Raw genomic sequence first — 17,600 nt, 5'->3', positions numbered from 1 at the left:
GCCGCGATCACCAGAGATCGATCGGCGAAATCAATTCAACCCGGGTCGTACGTCCGGGTTGAACGCATACGGAATAGGACAGGGTGTCGCCGGAAGGCGTATAGATCATTTGCAGACAGTGGTTACCGACCGGTACACCCGCGAACGAAAACGAACCGTCGGGAGCCGGAGCGGTCACACTGGCGACCAGCGCCCCCGCGCCGTTGGGATGGATCAATCGAAGCATGACGGAGTCGGACCAGACCGGTCCCGGCATGGATCCGTCCGCGTTCAGCAGCATCCCGCGCACGTCGTTTGATGTGAGCTCGGCCGCCTGGGCGCAAATGACTTTCTCGATAGTCTGTCCCGAGCCGGTCGATCGAAGCACCGTGCCCGAGAGGGTGTAATCGGTGCCCCACGCGTCGCGCCTGTATTCCCATCCATTGATGCCAGGCTCGATGTAGGGACCTTTCCAGTTGGGGAAGCTTGCCGGGTTTGAGACCAGCACCTCAAGGGTGGCGGGCAGCGCACCAATATCGCCGACATAACCGAAATCTGTCCGCGCGCCGCTGGTGCGGACCTCCGGGTTTCCGGCGATCGCCCATGCCAGTTGTTCCATCTCCAGTTTGGTCTGTTCGAATCTGGCCGTCTCTATCGACGGCTGCAGCTGGCGTGTGGCGATAGTGGCAAGAATACCTATAGTCACGATGATGATCACCAGCTCCACCACCGTGAAGCCGCGCTGAAATTCTGCACGCCGTATCATGGACAACTCCCGGTCGTGACGTCGAAGGTCGAGCCGTCGGAAAACGCCAACGTGAAGTTGGTGTGGTCAATATCGACGTTGGGACCACCGTTCGAAAACGCCTTGAAGAAATCAAAGTCGATTCGGATCGATGAGGCTGCCTGCAGCGTCTGCGGTGTCGAGAACGTCGCGGTCTGCCCCGATGCAACCTGCGGGTTGTTCTGATTCACGACGGTGGCGCCGTCCCAGATGACGTAGCGATAGTAGGCGGTCGGGGAGAGCCAGCTCAATCTTACCCACTCCACTTCTATGTCGGTACCGCCGTTGTTTTCGATCCACACGGAGAATCCGTGGCAGTCCGAATACAGGGAGTCCGAACCACCCGCGAGTGCAATTGAACCGGTGGTTCCGCCGGCGCCGGGGGGCCAGACGTTTGATGGCAAGTGGTATTCGGTATACAACCGGCTGTCCGGAAGCACGGACACGAACCGATGCAAGGTATCCGCCGTTGGCTGATACACCAGCATAAGATCGTGGTTGCCGACAGGGATGGAGTCGAAGGTGAAGAATCCGCCGCCGTCCGGGGTCAATTGGCCGGTGGTCATGCCGCCCGCGCCATCGGGATAGGTCAGCCGGACGATGACCGAATCGGCCATGGTATCGCCGGGAGGGGTGCCGTCAAGATCGTAGACGTTGCCGCTCACAGAATTGTACAGCAAGTGATCGAGCGACTCAATGATTCGACGTGTTAACGGAGATCCTGAACCGGTAGACGTAATAACCGCGCCACCGCTATACGTGTACGGCACGCCCCATGCATCCACTTTGAAATCGTCGGATGTTTGTACAAATCGATTCTCGATATATGGTCCCCGCCACGTCGCAAACGCACCGGGGTTGGTGTGGAGATTATCGAGACTCAGCGGCACCGCCCCGACGTCGCCGACATACCCGAAGTCCGAGCGAATACCGTTGTTGTGCAGCGCGGGATTGCCCGCGATTGCGTGAGCGAGCGCGTCGAGCTCTCGGCGTGTCTCTTCGAGCTTTGTCGTCTCGCTGATCGAGCGACCGCCCCGAAGGGCCACGGTCACGAGAATCCCGGCAATCACGATCACGATCACCAGTTCGATGAGCGTGAATCCGCCGGATCGACCACATGTGGAGGCTCGGATCGACTTCATGGGGTCTCCGGTGTCTGCGGTAGAACGAAGGTGGCGGGGCTGTCATGATTGTTGAACTGCGCTTTTACGTAGGCAGCGGACCGTACCACGCGGGATACCCGAATTTCGTCCACGCGTCCGCGATAGTAGGAGTCGTTCCAGCCGGCGTTGAGCGCAATGCCCAGATCGTAGTTGCTTGCGGTGGGATTTAGATCACTCGTGTAGCTGTACGTTCGGTCCGGGTCTCCATCGATGTAGGAGCGAACCTGCGCGCCATCGTACGTACATACGACATAGTGCCAGTCATCCAGGAACCAGGTTGCCGCCCGTCCGAAATTGAATCTGCGCCAGGAGTTGTCGAAGAAAACATTGTACGGCGTGCCCCCGTCGCGAATTTCCCACAGGGCGTAGTTGGAGCCCCGCTCCATGAGGTTGGCATCACCGGTTGCACGGCGAAGGTACATCCACCCTTCCATCGTAATAGCTTTGCCGGTGACGGTCGCACCGGCTGCCGGTATGCGAATGTAATCATTGTTGCCGTCGAAGTCGATCGCCCGACCGATCCGCCCGCCGACGAGATCACTGCTGTTCATTCCTCCGAGCGAGGTGCCGTTATTGCCGTTGCCGGTGGCGTCAATTGCCTGGGGTGCGATACCGCCAGGGTTGTCATCGAGGTGGTGAACGAGCACGTAATTGGAGTCCCACACTTCATAGGCTCCGCCGGGATCGTCGGGAAGCGGCTGGGTGGCGCCGGGTTTATCATACCACACCCAGATCGATGTGTTCACGCTGCCCGAGACAAACGGCACTTTGACCCATATTTCGGCCGAGGCGTTGGATGGAATGTTGTTTGGGGTAAACTCGACAATCTCGCATGCGAGCACGTTGTTGCCGTTGCGATCCAGGGTGAAGCGAATGTCGCCGCCTCCGTTGTCCGCCGGATGGGCTCCGTCGGCATCGAGCATTTCCGAAGGAAGATTCAACCTGGTAAGCAACAATGGGAAGTCGGCCAGATCTGCGGGCACGCGTGCCGCCACTATGATGAGTTCGGCGCGGCGGCCGAATCCCGAGGGGCTTCCTCCGAAGTAGTCGGCGGCAAACCTGAAGGTGGCCGTGCCGTTGTGGCGAGGCAGCACGGTGGCGTACCGAACCAGCGTATCAACACTCGGGAGAAAGACGAGCTCGATACGGTGTCGCCCCGCCGGTACATTCGACAGTGCAAACGCACCTGATGAATCCGGGTGAATGGACTGACTCGTCATCGACCCCGCACCGTCCGGATAGGTCAACGTCACTGTTACCGAGTCCCGGTAAATCGGGCCGGGCACGCCTCCGGATGCATCCAGGACGACCCCGGCATACCAGTTCAGAAGGTAATCCGACGGGTCGTCAGCGAGGCTGTGAGTGAGTGAAGAGCCGCCGCCCTGGGAGACGATTTCGACTCCGCCGGTGTACTGGTAGGACTGACCCCATTCGTCACGGAGGAAGCCGGTTGTATCCTCTACCATCCCGGGCGGAAGGTATGGTCCGCGCCAGGTGCTGAGGCCCGGATTCACCAGTAACGCGTCGAGGTCGGAGGGGAAGGCACCCACATCTCCGAAGTATCCGAAGTCTGCCCGCACGCCGGACTGTAACACAGAGGGATCACCGGCAATCGCTTTTGCCAGCATCTCCATTTCGCGTTCCGTTTTGATACGTCTCGTGTCGATGACCAGACTGGTCATCGACTGCATCGCCACTGCCGCGAGGATCCCAACAACTACAATCAATACCAGCAGCTCAATGAGACTGAATCCGCAGTCGGGCAAGTATGTGCGATGCCGGCGAATCAATGGAGCCCCCGTGTCAGCGTGATATCGGTGTAAAAGGTTCTGCCCGGGTCGACATTGACCAATCGTGTGATCGTGTCCGAGTCGGGAAGGTATATGATGTGCAGGCGATGGAGCCCTGCAGGTATCGAGTCAAACTCGAGCCGTCCGCCGGCGTCGGGGGTTGCGGAACGCCACCGGTATGATCCGGCGCCATCCGGGTACACCAGCACCGCACGGATGGAATCGCGATAAGTGGAGCCGGGCGGCACGCGCTCGACATCGGTGATCGCCAGCGTGACGCTGTTGTAGAGCAGGTCTTCGACCGAAGCTGCGATATGCCTCGTCAGCGTGGTGCCGGAACCAGTGGACACTATGGAAGCCCCGCCGGAGTATTGGAACGGCACGCCCCACGCGTCCTGTCTGAACGTGTAGTCCGGTCCACCGTTTCCGAACTTGTCAGTGACATAAGGGCCGCGCCAGGTTGCCAGTCCGCCCGGGTCAGTGACAAGTGCGTCGAGTGTCGGCGGCAACGAGCCAATGTCGCCGACATAACCGTAGTCGGAGCGAACACCTCCTGATACCCGGTCCGGGTTGCCGGCGATGGCGGAGGCCAACAGGTCCATCCTCGCAAGAGTCGCATTGGTACGAGATACTTCGTTGCTGCTTCGCAGCGATCTCACGGCGATTCCGGCAATCAGGCCGATGATCATCACGACAATGATCAGTTCGATAAGTGAATAGCCGCACTGGCTCTTGAGACGGTGGTATGGCATAGTAATAGTCCGGCGACCTTCGGCGAGCCGCTTAGTCCGTATATCGACTGATTCAGGCGGGAGTTTACGCTAAGAGATTGGGGGAGATAGCGGTAGGAGTAGTATTGCGATACGGAGTCAGAGGGGTTGAGACGGGAATTCCCGGCGAAACCGTATTGGCCCGGTCGGTCGCGGGAAGCAGGTCGGAAGGGCGGAACCCGATCGGTGACCGGGATCCGGCGGGGGCTTGAAATCGATTAGAAGGTATCGTCGTCGTCCCACTCCGACGACTTCTCAGGAATTCTGACGATCAGATCCGACGTAATCTTGCACTGGCAGGCGAGCCGGGAATGATCGGTGAGATTCTCCGCCTCGTCGAGCATATCTTCTTCGTCTTCGGTCTTCTCGTTCAGCGTCTCAAAGCCCTTTTCGACGATCACGTGGCATGTGGAGCAGGCGCAGTTGCCGCCGCAGTTATGATCGATTTTGATGTTGTTGTCGAGCGCCGCATCGAGAATTATCGTTCCCTCGGGGACGTCCACCTCGATATCCAATGGCAGAAACGTTACTTTCGGCATAGCAGCCAGACTCAACCTCCTTATCGAGTGCCCGGACCGGACTTCAGTGGGGCGTTATCTTCCGGCGGCGAGGCCGGAGCGCGGTACACCACGATATTGTCGTGTTCATTGCCGAAGCGGACGGACCTGGCCACTCCGGCGAGCTTTCCGGTGATATACATGTACGCCCAGGGGGGAATAACGGTAGAATTACAGCCGCGCACAAGTACCTGACGGCCGGCGAAGGAATTCCAATCGACAGCCCCGGCTTTGTCAATGAAGGAATCTTCGAAGAACGCACCATCGGTCAGGAACTCGGCCGGGTCCACCACCACAAATGCCATCGAACGCGTAACCCTCAGCAGGTGAACGAAGTACCGCAGCCGCAGGAGCGCTTGGCGTTGGGGTTTTCGAAACTGAAGCCGCCGCCGAGCAACCCACCTTTGTAGTCCACGATCGAGCCCTTGATGTAGACAAGGGCCGAGGAATCGACGCGAACCCTGAGGCCGTCGAAATCGAACTCGTGGTCGGTGTATTTGGGCTCGTTGTCGAATTCCATGGCGTAGGACATTCCGGAGCAGCCGCCCGAAGCAACGCCGATACGGACAAAGAGGTTTTCTTCTTTTTCCCGGCCAATCAGCCGTTTGAGTTCGGCTACCGCCTGTGGCGTCACGCGCACGATCTGCTCATCGGCCTGCGGTTGAACGCCGCCGGAAGTCATCTGGTCAGCCATTGCTATCTCCTTCGATCGCTTTCGAATTACAGACCCATGTCCCCCTGCCCGGTCGTCGAATATAACAGCGGCAGTGGCCGGCGGTTCACGATTTTTCGAGATTTCGTAAAAAATGGCCGAATTTGGTCCATGAACCGGATTTGGCGGGGAACTGACGGGGGCGCAAGCAGGTCGGCGGGGCGGTGTCGGAGAAAAAATGGTCCAAAATGCAATTTTTTTGTAGACTAAGCAGAGCCTTTTTACTATTTTAGGCCGGTAAATGTGGAAGCATGGGTAAATGATTCTGACATATTCCAAGAGCCAGTGACAGCAAGGATGTGTGACGATGCAATTATCACGTAAGGCCGACTATGCACTTCGGGCGGTGCGGCACATTTCGACTCTGCCGAAGGGGAAGCTGGGGTCGATCAATTCGATTGCCGAGGCCGAGTCGATTCCGCGCGAGTTTCTCGCGAAGATACTCAAGGATTTGACCCGAAGCGGCATCCTGGTGTCCTACCAGGGCGTGACCGGCGGCTATCGTCTCTCCCGCCTCCCCAAAGAGATTTCATTCCTCGACGTGATCGAGGCGATCGAGGGGCCGATCCACATGAACCTGTGTACCGAAGGCCCCAATTGCGGCTGCGACCAGTACGGCGGCTGCCAGTTCCGCGAGTTCTGGGAAGTCCAGGAGACCAGCGTGAAGAAGGCGCTCGCGAAGCACCATTTCGGCAAGTACGCCCGCCGCGGAGTGCGCCGGTAGAGACGGCCCTCCGCCGGAATGATTCGATATCGAAGGTCTGCCCGGGCAGTCGGCCCGCGCGGGCCTTTTCCATTTCCGGTTGTGGGAGACCGGTGGACGATGCTATATTGCGTGGCTGAAAAAGCCCTGCGGGGCTACGAACGAACACACTCGGCTTGCTGTTGAAGGTATAGAAGAGGCAGTAAGTCGTCGGAGGATAGAAGCAATGATGACACGGTTCGACAGCAAGGAACACAAGGTGAAAATCGGTTTGGCCGAGATGCTCAAGGGCGGCGTCATAATGGACGTTACGAGCCCGGAGCAGGCCAAGATTGCCGAGCAGTGCGGTGCGGCCGCAGTCATGGCGCTGGAGCGCGTGCCTTCCGACATCCGGGCCGAGGGCGGGGTCGCCCGCATGGCCGATCTGGACATTATCGACGGCATCAAGCGGGTGGTGACGATCCCGGTCATGGCGAAGTGCCGGATCGGGCATTTCGTGGAAGCGCGCGTGCTGGAGACGATGGAGATCGACTTCATCGATGAGTCCGAGGTGCTGACGCCGGCGGACAACGTTTTCCATGTCAACAAGTGGGACTTCAAGGTACCGTTCGTGTGCGGCTGTCGCAACCTGGGCGAAGCCCTTCGGCGTATCTCCGAAGGGGCGGCGATGATCCGCACCAAGGGCGAGGCGGGAACGGGCGACGTTTCGCAGGCCGTGAAGCACCTGAGAGAGATTACATCGGTGATGCGCTCGCTCACCGCCATGACCGAGACCGAGCTGTACGGGGTGGCGAAAGAGCACCGGGTGTCGATCGATCTGGTTCGCAAGGTTGCGGAGACGGGCAAGCTTCCGGTGCCGAATTTCGCCGCAGGCGGAGTGGCGACGCCGGCCGATGCGGCGTTGTGCATGCACCTGGGCGCCGAGGCGGTGTTTGTCGGCTCGGGCATTTTCAAGTCGAGCAACCCCGAGAAGTACGGTACGGCGATCGTCAACGCGACCACGCACTGGCAGGATTTCGCGGTGATCGCGGAGCACTCGCACGGGCTGGGCGGCGCGATGAAGGGGATCCAGGCGGAGTCGATCCCGAAAGAAGAGCAGTTGCAGGTGCGGTAAGGCGCGCGCGGTTTTCATCAGAGTTATCCTTTGACCCGGTTCGCGAGGGCGAGCCGGGTTTTTGTTTGGGGGTCCGTCAGATGTAGCCCGCTCGCCATGGCGAGGTGGGCGACCCGGGCGGACAGGTCTGCGACCTGTTTCTCTTTCAAGATAGATTCCCTCGTCCGAGGGAATGACAGACTTCGTCTGTCTTGGAGTCATGTCGACGAAAACATCCCAGATGTGTCATTCCCGTCCGGCGTGGCGGGGGAATCCTTCCTCAATTCATCCAGAAAAGCACCACCGAAAACGTAAAAAGTCGTTGTACGAGGTTGTGTCACAGTCGGTTACAGCGAAATGGCTTTGTTTTGTCATTTTTAGGGGTACCCTATTGTTCTCTTCTCTTCGGTCGACGCTTCCGGGGGGAGTAAATACCTGCGGAAAGGGCGTGAACGGATGCATGGTACCTCCTTTGTTCTACAAGAGGGGGCGGTCACATTATTTCCTCCGAGTTGGTAGCGAAAGTGGAGGGCATGCGAATTTGACTCAGTCGGCGTTCGAAAGACGTCACCCTTCTACCCGCCGCGGCGGGTGGGCGTGGAATGACGAACCCACCTGCCGTCCCCGCCCGAGGCGGGTGGGCGACGCGACCGCCTTTGTTTTGTGGAGGGCGGCGTTTTCGTGATCAGGTGTGAAGTGGTGGGGAAAGTGGGAGCGGGCGAGTGGAACCCACAGCAAGCTGTGGGCGACCCCGCCCTCTCAAGAGAGCGTCGAATGTGATTCTTGAGTCTCAATGCTGCCACTACATTTCTCAGATGTCCGACCATGCCAGAATCGAGTATACGTGGCTGACCTGGAACCCGGTCACCGGGTGTGATGCGGTGTCGCCGGGGTGCGAACATTGCTATGCCGCCCGCATGGCGAAACGGCTTCAGGCGATGGGAGTGGCCAAGTACAAAAACGGGTTCGCGGTCACGCTTCACCCGGACCTGCTTGAAGCGCCCCTGTCGTGGAAAAAGCCGCGAGTGGTGTTTGTCAATTCGATGTCCGACCTCTTTCACGATCAGGTGCCCACAGAATACATCCAGCGGATATTCGATGTCATGCGCCGGGCCGATTTGCATACGTTCCAGATTCTCACCAAGCGCTCGAAGCGCCTCAAACGAATCGCCAGTGAGATCGACTGGCCGCCGAATGTGTGGATGGGGGTAACGGTCGAGCGGCGAGAGTATGTCTACCGAATCAAGGACCTCTGCGCGACCGGGGCGACGGTCAAGTTTCTGTCGCTCGAACCGCTGTTGGGGCCGCTGTCTGATCTCGACCTGAGTGGGATTGACTGGGCGATTGTGGGCGGGGAGTCCGGCCCGGGGGCGCGTCCGATCAGACCGGAGTGGGTGCGGGATATCCGCGACCAGTGCGAGGTTCAGGGGGTGCATTTCTTTTTCAAGCAGTGGGGCGGGGTGAACAAAAAGCGCGCGGGCCGGAGGCTCGATGGGCGGTTGTACGAGGCGATGCCGGAGTTGTATGTGCGGGGGGAGGCGCAGGGGCGGTTGTTGTAGTCTGGCCGTCAGATGTAGCCCGCTCGCCATGGCGAGCGGCCAAGCATCTGACGGAACATCTGCAATCCCACCTGCCGTCCCCGCCCGAGGCGGGGACTTTAGGTGGGCCACAAGTTCTGTAACATTCCCATCTGCCATCCCCGCCCGAGGCGGGGACTTTAGGTGGGCCACAAGTCCTGTAACATCTTCCCCTGCCGTCCCCGCCCGAGGCGGGGCGACATTCGACGGAAGTCATTGAGTACAAATGGCGGTTTTAGCGAGTGCGGTCAGGCGGGGTCGCCTGACCGCACTCACATAGGCTTTATTCAACAAGCCCCAAGCTATGGGCGACGCGGACAGTCGGTGCTATGGGCGACGCGGACAGTCGGTGCTGTGGGCGACGCGGACAGTCGGTGCTGTGGGCGACGCGGACCTACAGCGCTGAGTCGCTTTTCGGATACATCGAGTAGTTCGGAAGCCAGTACATATCGGGCATCATCGCGAACGTTGCGTGGGTCGAGTCCGAAGCAAACAGGTACGTGCGGTCGTTGTACACCATGCGCGGTGACTGCTCGGTCGGTCGGAAGCGTTCTTTGCTCACCGGGTCGGTAACGATGCCGCAGTGCTTCACGATGTCCCGGTCGAACCGCTGTTTCTCGCCTGCTGAAGCAAAATAGAACGCTTCGAAGTCGACAAAGCTTGCGAACCTGCTATCAAGGACCGCCGGTGTCGCCGAATCGAATAACGACGGGACGCTGACGCCGAGCTGGTTCAGATAAAATCCGGGGTCTTGCACGAAGACCTTCTGGCAGGGAGTTCAGCAGAACCCGACCGGCCGCCCGTTGACGTACAGCGCAGGAAGGCGAAGGCTCAGCCGGACTTTGCGGACGGGGCAGCGGTCGTTTACGGTGACCTGACTGTCGGCCATCAGCATGTACGGCATGGGGCTGGCGCTCGTGTCAGTCGGGGCGCCCTCGGCCGTTACGTAGGCGACCGGCCGGTTCTCGGCGATTTCGACCGGGGCATCGCCGGTGCAACTCACCATAAGCATCGCTGTGGCCAGCGCTGCCGCCGGCCATACGAGTCGTGCGTTCATAGGTTAGTCCTTTTTCGAGATCCGCAGTGTAAGAGATTCGTGGAATTATTTGCTCCATTATATGCGGACCGGCGTCGGGGGTTTCATATCTAACCGTCATAACCGGTCGATCAGAGGTCTTTACATTCAGGCGCGAGCCGATATATTTCGGCACCTTTTTCCTTCTCGCGTGTGTTATGTAGAGATCATGAACGCCAGTGACAAAACAATCGGAGTATTGGCGCTGCAGGGCGACTACGGGCTGCACAAGCGGCAGATCGAGTCGCTGGGGGCGCGGTACCGCGAAGTGCGGCTGCCGCGCGATATGGAGGGGCTCGACGCGCTGATCGTGCCGGGGGGGGAGTCGACGACGATGGACATCCTGATCGATCGGTTCGGCCTTCGGCAGCCGATCGCCGAGTTTGGCGCGGCGCGTCCGATTTACGGCACGTGCGCGGGGATGATTTTGCTGGCGAAGGAAATCGAGCGGAACCAGGCCGGCGTAAAGACGTTTGGATTGATTGATATCGATGTTGCCCGGAACGATTACGGGCGGCAGGTTTTTTCGTTTGAGGAAGAGATCGAGGCCGACTTTCACGGGACGAAAAAGCGCTTTCTGGGCGGGTTTATCCGGGCTCCCCGGGTGACGCGAGCGGGGGCGGCCGTGACGGTGCTGGCGCGGTTTCAGGACTGGCCGGTGCTGGTGGAGCAGAACAATATTCTGGCGGCATCGTTTCACAGTGAACTGGAAACGGACACGACACTGCTGGCGTATTTTTTCGAACATTTTTTGCTCGACAGCGCCGATCATAAACGTATATTAGATGGATGAATAAAGTCTTTTTTACCCAACCGATGGAACGCTATTCGGCCGAGTCGCCGAATCCCAAAGCGCCACCGGTATCCAGGCGAATGAATACGCCACACCAGCGTCTGCCGGAGTGGATCAGAATACGCCCGAAAAACGGGCCGAACTTCGAGCGGGTCAGAGATATCCTGAAGACCACCGGGTTGCACTCGGTCTGTCAGGAGGCAGCCTGTCCGAATATCCGCGAGTGCTGGGATGAAGGCACCGCGACTTTCATGATTCTGGGCAAGCACTGCACGCGCGGCTGCAATTTCTGCGACGTGCTCAAGGCCCAGCCGATCGGACATGACCTGGAGGAGCCGCAGCGGCTGGCCGATGCGGTGGCCCAGCTCAAGCTCAAGCAAGTGGTGATCACCTCGGTCACCAGAGATGACCTGCCGGATGGGGGAGCCTCTACATTTGCCCGGACTGTAGAGCTCCTCCGAAGGCAGGATAAAGAAGTCAAGGTGGAAGTCCTCACGCCGGATTTCACCGGCCGGAGGCAGGATATCTATACGGTACTCGACGCCGGAATCGACGTTTTTGCGCACAATGTCGAGACGGTGGGGCGGCTGCACAAGCGGGTGCGCGGTGCGGCGAAGCTCGACCGATCGCTGGAAGTCCTCAGAATAGCATCGCAGTATTCTCCACGCCCCGTGATCAAGACCGGATTCATGGTGGGCTTGGGGGAGACGAAGGATGAGCTGATGGAGCTGATGTACCAGTGTCATGCGGCGGGCGTGGATATTGTCACGATCGGACAGTACCTGAGGCCGTCGCTGGCGCATCTACCGGTTGAGCGGTTTTATCATCCTGAGGAGTTCGCCGAGCTGGCGCGGATCGGGATGGAGCAGGTCGGGCTGGGGCACGTGGAAGCCGGGCCGCTGGTGCGCAGTTCGTACAAGGCGTTTCATCAGTCGAAGCACCTCCTGGAGGTTTCATGATCAAGGAGATCCATATCGCCCGGCACCACGGTTTTTGCATGGGTGTCAAGCGTGCGATAAATATCGCCGAGGAGACGGCGGAGAAATCGTCCGGGAAAGTGACGATTCTCAACGAAATCGTGCACAACGAAGCGGTGGTGGAGCGGTTTCGCAGCCAGGGGGTGGGGCAGGCGTTTTCGGTCGATGATGTCGACGAAGGGACGCTGATCATATCGGCGCACGGTATCGCCCCGGACGTGATTCGGCGGGCCGGGGCCAAGGGTTTGAACGTGGTTGATGCGACCTGTCCGCTGGTGACCGTGATATACGATATCATCAAGAAGGTCGTCCCGCAGGGGTACTACGTGATCCATTACGGCGACCGCAACCACGACGAGACCGAGGGAGTGGTCGGCTACGCGCCGGACCGAATCACGGTGGTATCGTCAATCGAGGAGCTTGCGGGTTTGCCGTCGTGGACGGATCGCAAGCTGGGGTTGACGGTCCAGACGACATCGGAGATGTCCAAAACCGAAGAGTTCAAGAAGGCGGCCCAGGAGAAGTGGCCGCATATCGAGATATTCGACACCATCTGTAACGCCACCAACAAGCGGCAATCGGCGATATTGGCGCTGGCGCCGCACATGGACATGATGCTGGTGGTCGGATCCAAGAGCTCCGCCAATTCCACCCGGCTGGCGAAGATTTCGCATGAGTTGTGCGGTCGGGGGTACCTGATCAATTCAGCCGACGATATCGACGAGCGCTGGTTTATCGACCAGCCGGAGATCGAGAAAGTCGGTATATCCGCAGGCGCATCGACCCCCGATTTTCTGGTCGAGGCGGTCGTGCAGAAGCTGGTCGATATATCGGGCGGTACGGCGCACGTGGTACTACCTGAAAAGAAGCAGCGAATCCGCAATGTAGCGGGCACGGCCCGCTGACGACGCCGGGACTCCGAGAGCATCATCCGGGCGGGTGAATATCGTGACCACGACAAGCAGGTGAGGTACCATGCCGTATCTGGGTGATTTCTTCATAGTCGCATCGTTCGGCTTCGCCGTCTTTTCATTGATAGCCTATCTGCTGGCGTGGCGTGGCCGCGAGGATTTGGTCGGTCTCGCGCGGCGTTTTTTCCAGATTTCAACGGGGTCGGCGGCGCTGGCGATGATAACGCTGCTGTACCTGATTCTGACCCACGACTTCACGGTGAAGTATGTCTTTTCCTATTCCTCCACCGATATGCCCGTGTACTACCTGTGGTCGTCGCTGTGGGGAGGGCAGGAAGGAACGTTTCTTCTGTGGGTGTTTTTCGTCGGCGTGATGGGCCTGGTGATGATGCGGACGGCCGGGCCGTTCGAGCGCGGCAATATGGTGTTCGTCAATCTCTTCATTCTGTCGATACTGCTCATCCTGCTGAAGAAGTCTCCGTTCGAGTTGATGCCCGTGTGGCGGGAGGAGGGATCGGGGCTGAACCCGCTCCTGCAGAACTACTGGATGACTATTCACCCGCCGATCATGTTTCTGGGTTTTGCCGGCGCGGTGTTTCCGTTCGCCTTCGCGATGACGGCGCTGGTGGAGCGCAATTACCAGACGTGGTCCGAAGCCGCGCGTCGCTGGACGCTGTTTGCCTGGTCCGGGCTGGGTGTGGCGCTGGTCCTGGGGGGATACTGGGCGTATGAAACGCTCGGCTGGGGCGGATTCTGGGCGTGGGACCCGGTGGAAAATTCATCGTTGATACCGTGGCTGTTTTTAACCGCACAGGTGCACGCGCTGTTCATCAAGCGACAGCGCCGCGGGCTGCTTCGTTTCTCACTCATCGCCGTCTGTCTGTCGCTGTGGTCGGTGCTGTACGGGACATTTCTGACGCGGTCGGGCGTGCTGGCCGATTTTTCCGTACACTCGTTCGTCGATCTGGGGATCAACCAGTTTCTGATCGGCGGGTTGCTGTTTTTCATCCTGCTCGGGCTGTCGCTGGTGCTCTGGCGGTGGCGAGATATCGATCCGGAGAAATCGTTCGCAACGGTCAATTCCCGCGCGTACCTGGTGACTCTCGGCGTGTTGTTATTGTCGCTGGGGGGTGCGCTGGTACTCGCAGGAACGTCGTCGCCGCTCATAACGCGCCTTGCCGAGAACCCATCCAATGTCGGGCTGACATATTACTTCAATACCATGACTCCAATCGCGGTGGCGATTCTCATTCTGGTTTCGTTGTTTCCGGCCTTCAGATGGAACAAAGGGCTGGACCGGCCGCGGCTGATCATAGTCGGCGCATCGGCAGCTGCAGTTGTGATCGCGATACTGCTGCTCACCGGGTACACCAACAACCTGCTGTATCTGCTGCTGTTCGGGTTTGCGGCGTGGGCGATCGTGAGTAACGGGTGGGTGTACCTGCTGTCGTTGCGTAATCCGATTTCGCAGCCGGGATACCTGTCACATGTGGGGCTGGCGCTGGCGCTGATCGGCGCGGCGACGTCGGCGGGCTTTGCGACGTCGGCGATCGTCACCCTGAAACAGAACGAATGGGTTCAGGTGGACGACTATCGTTTGCGCTTCACGCATATGCAGGATACGCCCAAGGGGTTCGATTGCCACGTCGAGGTAGACGACGGTCGCGGAGTCTTTATCGCGACGCTTCCGCATGAGTTTCCCCGCAACTCCGAAGGTGTCATGAAGAAGCCGTTCGTGCAAAACTACCTTAACCGGGACCTGTATTTGTCGCCGGTTTCAATCGAACGTCCGGCTGTTCCCGATCCGGGTGCGATGACGTTGACGAAGGGGGAGTCGGGACAGATCGGTGAATACGCGGTGACGTTTCACGAGTTCGACGTGAAGGGCGCGCACGGCGGCGAGTCGATGTCGGACATGACGGCGGCGGCGCGTCTTACGATCATCCGTGACGGAAACAGCGAAGAAATCGCTCCGTCGCTTTCGGTGTCCAATCGGGAGATTACGCCGATTGTGGCGTCGTTCGACGGTGGTCGGGGCTCCGTCCATATTACCGGCGTGGACCCGGACAACGGGGGCGTCATGCTACAGTTCCACGGCGATTTCGTCCCGACGGGCGACTCGATGGTGGCCGCGACGCTGACGATCGATATTTCGGAGAAGCCGTGGATCGTGCTGTTCTGGCTCGGGACCTTCCTTGCGTTTGCCGGCGGCGGTATGAGCATGGTACAGCGTCGCCGCCGCAAGAACCGCGGAACGGAGATCGTTGAGACGGCCGACACCGAGCGCGCGGTTATCGCGACGCGCGATGTCGCGTAGCGCGGGCGGGCCAAAAAGCGATTGTGGCGCTCAGAATTTTATTGCATTTATTCGAGAAACGTACTTCTTTAGAGCGTGGTCAGGGGCGTTTGACCACGTAACCTTCGAACGACTCAATGTGTCGGTGGACACAGTTTCGAGGTATCTGTCATCACGACATCGTTAGTGCGTTAGCGGGCGGCATAGCCGCCGGCAGCACGGCGCACTTTGTGCGCCGCGGGGCAGGCAGGGGGGCCGAGGTATGGGGCAAACGGAGGGTTGTGCGTGCCACGGATCAAGATGGCGCGGCTGGTCGATTTACCGCCGGGCGCAATGGTCGAAAAGCAAATCCTGGCGCGTCGCGTGGCGGTGGTCAACGATAACGGGACCATTTTGGGCATCCAGTCGGAATGCGCGCATATGCGCGCCTCGCTTGCCAAGGGCGGTATCAAGGACGGTATCCTGACGTGTTCGTGGCACGGATGGCAGTATGATCTCCGCACCGGTGAATGCATCAATAACCCGGGCTTTCGTCTGAAACAGTACGAGGTTGAGATCGACGGCGGTGACGTGTACCTGCTGTTGTGATAAACGAACATTCGATGACTTCCAAGATCGAGAAATACCTGCACCAGGTGACGCCCGAACGCGAGGCGGTGCTTCGCGAAATGGAAGCCTTTGCAGAGGAGAGCGACTTTCCGATAATCGGTCCGCTGGTCGGTCGCTTTTTGTACCAGATGGCGGCGCTCACCAAGGCCCGGCGGGTACTGGAACTGGGGTCGGGATTCGGATACAGCGCTTATTGGTTTTCGCTGGCCATGAAGAGCAAGGGGCATATTGTCATGACGGATGTTGACAAGGCGAACAAACGGCGGGCGTTCGATTATTTTCAGCGCGCCGGCCTGCAGAACCAGTTCGATTTTCGGATCGGTGATTCGCGCAAGGTCATCTCGACGCTGGACGGCCCGTTCGACATCATTCTGAACGATATCGACAAGCAAGGGTACCCGGCGACTATCGACCTGGTTGCCCCGAAGCTCCGCAAAGGCGGATTGTTCATTACGGACAATGTGATCTGGAACGGGAAGGTTGCCGAGCGGAAGCAGGACGAGGCGACGCGGGCGATCGTGGAGTTCACGCAGAATCTGTATCAGGACAGCCGGTTTTTCACCACGATCCTGCCGATTCGCGACGGGGTTGCGGTCGCGCTTCGCGTATAGGAGGCTCGATGTCACGGCTGGCGATGATACGGGACTGGAAGCGGCGCATGGACGATTATGCGCTGCGGCTCGCGGGAGCCGTTCCCGAGGAGTTATCGGAGTACCGGGGGGCGCCGACGCAGTTTACGTGCGCTGAACTGGTGGCTCATCTGGTGGAATGCGAACTGGAAATGGACAACGATCTGGTGCGGGGCGGGGCGGGGCCGGTCGAGATTCCGAAACTTATTTTGGATAGAAGTGTTACAAACAATAGAAAGGCGCTTAAGCTCGTTTTTCAATTCACCGATACAGTAATTGGATCGCTGACGGACGGCGATCTCGATACGCTGATCGGTTTCCCCGGTACAGACAAGACGGTGCCAGTCGAGTTGGTGTTACGGGCGATGATCGAGCACCAGGTTCATCATCGCGGACAGTTGATCACCTACCTTCGATTAAACGGTGTCGCGGTGCCGGCGCGATGGAGCGACTGACGAGCGAGCCTGAGAGAGAATTATAATAGTTGACAAAACAGTCGCCGGCGCGTTTCTATGGTGACTCAAATACCCTCCCGTGCTGGGGTGGAGTGTTCTCGCCGGCGATCACAGACGGTCCCGGAACCGGGCGTGTCCCAGGGTTCTCACATAGTTTTCGGGCTGGTTACGCTACGGGGTTTTGTCACAGCAAGTGCCCACGTTGTAAGGAGGTGTTGGTGTCATGCCACCCAAACGCGCAAAGTTTCTGACATACGGCGAAGACGCGACGTGTGCGGAAGCGAAGAAGTTCATCGAGGACGCCGGTGTGATGCTGGAGATCCGAGATATCGTGCAGCAGCCGCTTTCATACGACGAAGTCGACCGGCTGATCAAGCATATGGATCCGAGCCATTTTCTCAACTACATGTCGCCGTCGTACGAAAAGCACGGTCTGGACGAGAAGATGCCCGACCGGCCGACGCTGATCGGCTTGATAGTCGAAGACCCGACGCTGCTTCGTCGCCCGATTATCCAATCATCCCGGCTGGTAACGGTCGGCTGCGACAAGAAGAATATCGCGTTGATGTTGCAGATCGGGATGAACGGTAACAAGGACGACGACGAGCGCGAGAGCGACCGCCACAATCGGCGGGCGAATCGCGGGCAGAACGCCAAGCAGCCTACAGCCGCGCGCTGACCGGGCTGCTTCGCAATTTCCTTTTCTCACTGCGTACGGCGCTCTATA

Annotated in this window: 20 protein-coding genes; 11 read left to right on the top strand and 9 right to left on the bottom strand. The window is 59.1% G+C overall.

The genetic code is table 11. The features are described 5' to 3' along the window. Nucleotides 1-7: 7 nt before the first annotated feature. From RBT76_01280 to RBT76_01250, 7 genes are all read right to left on the bottom strand, one after another. The gene (locus RBT76_01280; protein MDX9856404.1) at nucleotides 8-745 is read right to left on the bottom strand and encodes a hypothetical protein; all 738 of its coding nucleotides are present in this window, start codon (nucleotides 743-745) and stop codon (nucleotides 8-10) included. Continuing rightward, nucleotides 742-1,905 (bottom strand): type II secretion system protein, encoded by a 1,164-nt coding sequence (locus tag RBT76_01275; protein MDX9856403.1) that lies wholly within the window; start codon nucleotides 1,903-1,905, stop codon nucleotides 742-744. Before RBT76_01275 ends, RBT76_01280 begins: the two co-directional genes overlap by 4 nt. Further along, entirely contained in the window at nucleotides 1,902-3,608 is a 1,707-nt protein-coding gene (locus tag RBT76_01270) for a DUF2341 domain-containing protein (protein MDX9856402.1), read from the bottom strand. Before RBT76_01270 ends, RBT76_01275 begins: the two co-directional genes overlap by 4 nt. A gap of 104 nt (nucleotides 3,609-3,712) precedes the next feature. Beyond that, on the bottom strand, nucleotides 3,713-4,468 hold the full coding sequence (locus tag RBT76_01265) for a prepilin-type N-terminal cleavage/methylation domain-containing protein (GenBank protein ID MDX9856401.1): 756 nt from the start codon (nucleotides 4,466-4,468) through the stop codon (nucleotides 3,713-3,715). 236 nt (nucleotides 4,469-4,704) lie between these two features. After that, nucleotides 4,705-5,025, bottom strand: a complete 321-nt coding sequence (locus tag RBT76_01260) for a 2Fe-2S iron-sulfur cluster-binding protein (protein MDX9856400.1) — start codon at nucleotides 5,023-5,025, stop codon at nucleotides 4,705-4,707. 20 nt (nucleotides 5,026-5,045) lie between these two features. After that, on the bottom strand, nucleotides 5,046-5,366 hold the full coding sequence (locus RBT76_01255) for a DUF2480 family protein (GenBank protein ID MDX9856399.1): 321 nt from the start codon (nucleotides 5,364-5,366) through the stop codon (nucleotides 5,046-5,048). Further along, nucleotides 5,363-5,737 carry an iron-sulfur cluster assembly accessory protein gene (locus RBT76_01250; protein ID MDX9856398.1) on the bottom strand — a complete coding sequence of 125 codons (375 nt, stop codon included), beginning with the start codon at nucleotides 5,735-5,737 and terminating at the stop codon, nucleotides 5,363-5,365. The genes RBT76_01255 and RBT76_01250 overlap by 4 nt, the downstream gene beginning before the upstream one ends. Nucleotides 5,738-6,062: 325 nt before the next feature. Here RBT76_01250 and RBT76_01245 point away from each other — a divergent pair, with 325 nt between their 5' ends. The 3 genes from RBT76_01245 (at nucleotide 6,063) to RBT76_01235 (ending at nucleotide 9,110) form a co-directional block, all read left to right on the top strand. After that, nucleotides 6,063-6,479 (top strand): Rrf2 family transcriptional regulator, encoded by a 417-nt coding sequence (locus tag RBT76_01245; GenBank protein ID MDX9856397.1) that lies wholly within the window; start codon nucleotides 6,063-6,065, stop codon nucleotides 6,477-6,479. A 205-nt stretch (nucleotides 6,480-6,684) separates the two neighbouring features. Then, nucleotides 6,685-7,572: a pyridoxal 5'-phosphate synthase lyase subunit PdxS gene (pdxS, locus tag RBT76_01240; protein MDX9856396.1), complete on the top strand. Its 888-nt coding sequence runs from the start codon at nucleotides 6,685-6,687 to the stop codon at nucleotides 7,570-7,572. Nucleotides 7,573-8,366: 794 nt separating this feature from the next. Continuing rightward, a complete protein-coding gene (locus tag RBT76_01235) occupies nucleotides 8,367-9,110 on the top strand; it encodes a phage Gp37/Gp68 family protein (GenBank protein MDX9856395.1) in 744 nt (247 codons plus the stop codon). Nucleotides 9,111-9,522: 412 nt separating this feature from the next. Here the strand turns inward: RBT76_01235 and RBT76_01230 are convergent, their stop codons facing one another. Both RBT76_01230 and RBT76_01225 read right to left on the bottom strand, forming a co-directional pair. Next, nucleotides 9,523-9,885 (bottom strand): hypothetical protein, encoded by a 363-nt coding sequence (locus RBT76_01230; GenBank protein MDX9856394.1) that lies wholly within the window; start codon nucleotides 9,883-9,885, stop codon nucleotides 9,523-9,525. Nucleotides 9,886-9,906: 21 nt separating this feature from the next. Further along, complete coding sequence (locus RBT76_01225) at nucleotides 9,907-10,185, bottom strand: hypothetical protein (protein ID MDX9856393.1); 279 nt, start codon at nucleotides 10,183-10,185, stop codon at nucleotides 9,907-9,909. A 187-nt stretch (nucleotides 10,186-10,372) separates the two neighbouring features. On the opposite strand from RBT76_01225, the gene pdxT reads away from it, so the two are divergent. The 8 genes from pdxT to RBT76_01185 all read left to right on the top strand — a co-directional run bounded on the left by pdxT (nucleotide 10,373) and on the right by RBT76_01185 (nucleotide 17,552). Continuing rightward, nucleotides 10,373-10,996, top strand: a complete 624-nt coding sequence (gene pdxT / locus RBT76_01220) for a pyridoxal 5'-phosphate synthase glutaminase subunit PdxT (protein MDX9856392.1) — start codon at nucleotides 10,373-10,375, stop codon at nucleotides 10,994-10,996. Beyond that, on the top strand, nucleotides 10,993-11,955 hold the full coding sequence (lipA, locus tag RBT76_01215; protein ID MDX9856391.1) for a lipoyl synthase: 963 nt from the start codon (nucleotides 10,993-10,995) through the stop codon (nucleotides 11,953-11,955). The genes pdxT and lipA overlap by 4 nt, the downstream gene beginning before the upstream one ends. Further along, on the top strand, nucleotides 11,952-12,878 hold the full coding sequence (gene ispH / locus RBT76_01210) for a 4-hydroxy-3-methylbut-2-enyl diphosphate reductase (protein ID MDX9856390.1): 927 nt from the start codon (nucleotides 11,952-11,954) through the stop codon (nucleotides 12,876-12,878). Before lipA ends, ispH begins: the two co-directional genes overlap by 4 nt. A 70-nt stretch (nucleotides 12,879-12,948) precedes the next feature. Further along, the gene (ccsA, locus tag RBT76_01205) at nucleotides 12,949-15,201 is read left to right on the top strand and encodes a cytochrome c biogenesis protein CcsA (GenBank protein MDX9856389.1); all 2,253 of its coding nucleotides are present in this window, start codon (nucleotides 12,949-12,951) and stop codon (nucleotides 15,199-15,201) included. 264 nt (nucleotides 15,202-15,465) lie between these two features. Further along, nucleotides 15,466-15,768, top strand: coding sequence for a Rieske 2Fe-2S domain-containing protein (locus RBT76_01200; protein MDX9856388.1), 303 nt, complete (start codon nucleotides 15,466-15,468; stop codon nucleotides 15,766-15,768). A gap of 14 nt (nucleotides 15,769-15,782) precedes the next feature. Beyond that, on the top strand, nucleotides 15,783-16,400 hold the full coding sequence (locus RBT76_01195) for an O-methyltransferase (GenBank protein ID MDX9856387.1): 618 nt from the start codon (nucleotides 15,783-15,785) through the stop codon (nucleotides 16,398-16,400). 8 nt (nucleotides 16,401-16,408) lie between these two features. Beyond that, nucleotides 16,409-16,873: a DinB family protein gene (locus RBT76_01190; protein MDX9856386.1), complete on the top strand. Its 465-nt coding sequence runs from the start codon at nucleotides 16,409-16,411 to the stop codon at nucleotides 16,871-16,873. 223 nt (nucleotides 16,874-17,096) lie between these two features. Continuing rightward, nucleotides 17,097-17,552, top strand: a complete 456-nt coding sequence (locus RBT76_01185; protein MDX9856385.1) for an ArsC/Spx/MgsR family protein — start codon at nucleotides 17,097-17,099, stop codon at nucleotides 17,550-17,552. The last annotated feature ends 48 nt before the right edge of the window (nucleotides 17,553-17,600 follow it).

The sequence above is a fragment of the Candidatus Zixiibacteriota bacterium genome, from assembly GCA_034003725.1.
GTDB lineage: Bacteria > Zixibacteria > MSB-5A5 > GN15 > FEB-12 > WJMS01.
This window is presented reverse-complemented; position numbering and strand designations above follow the sequence as displayed.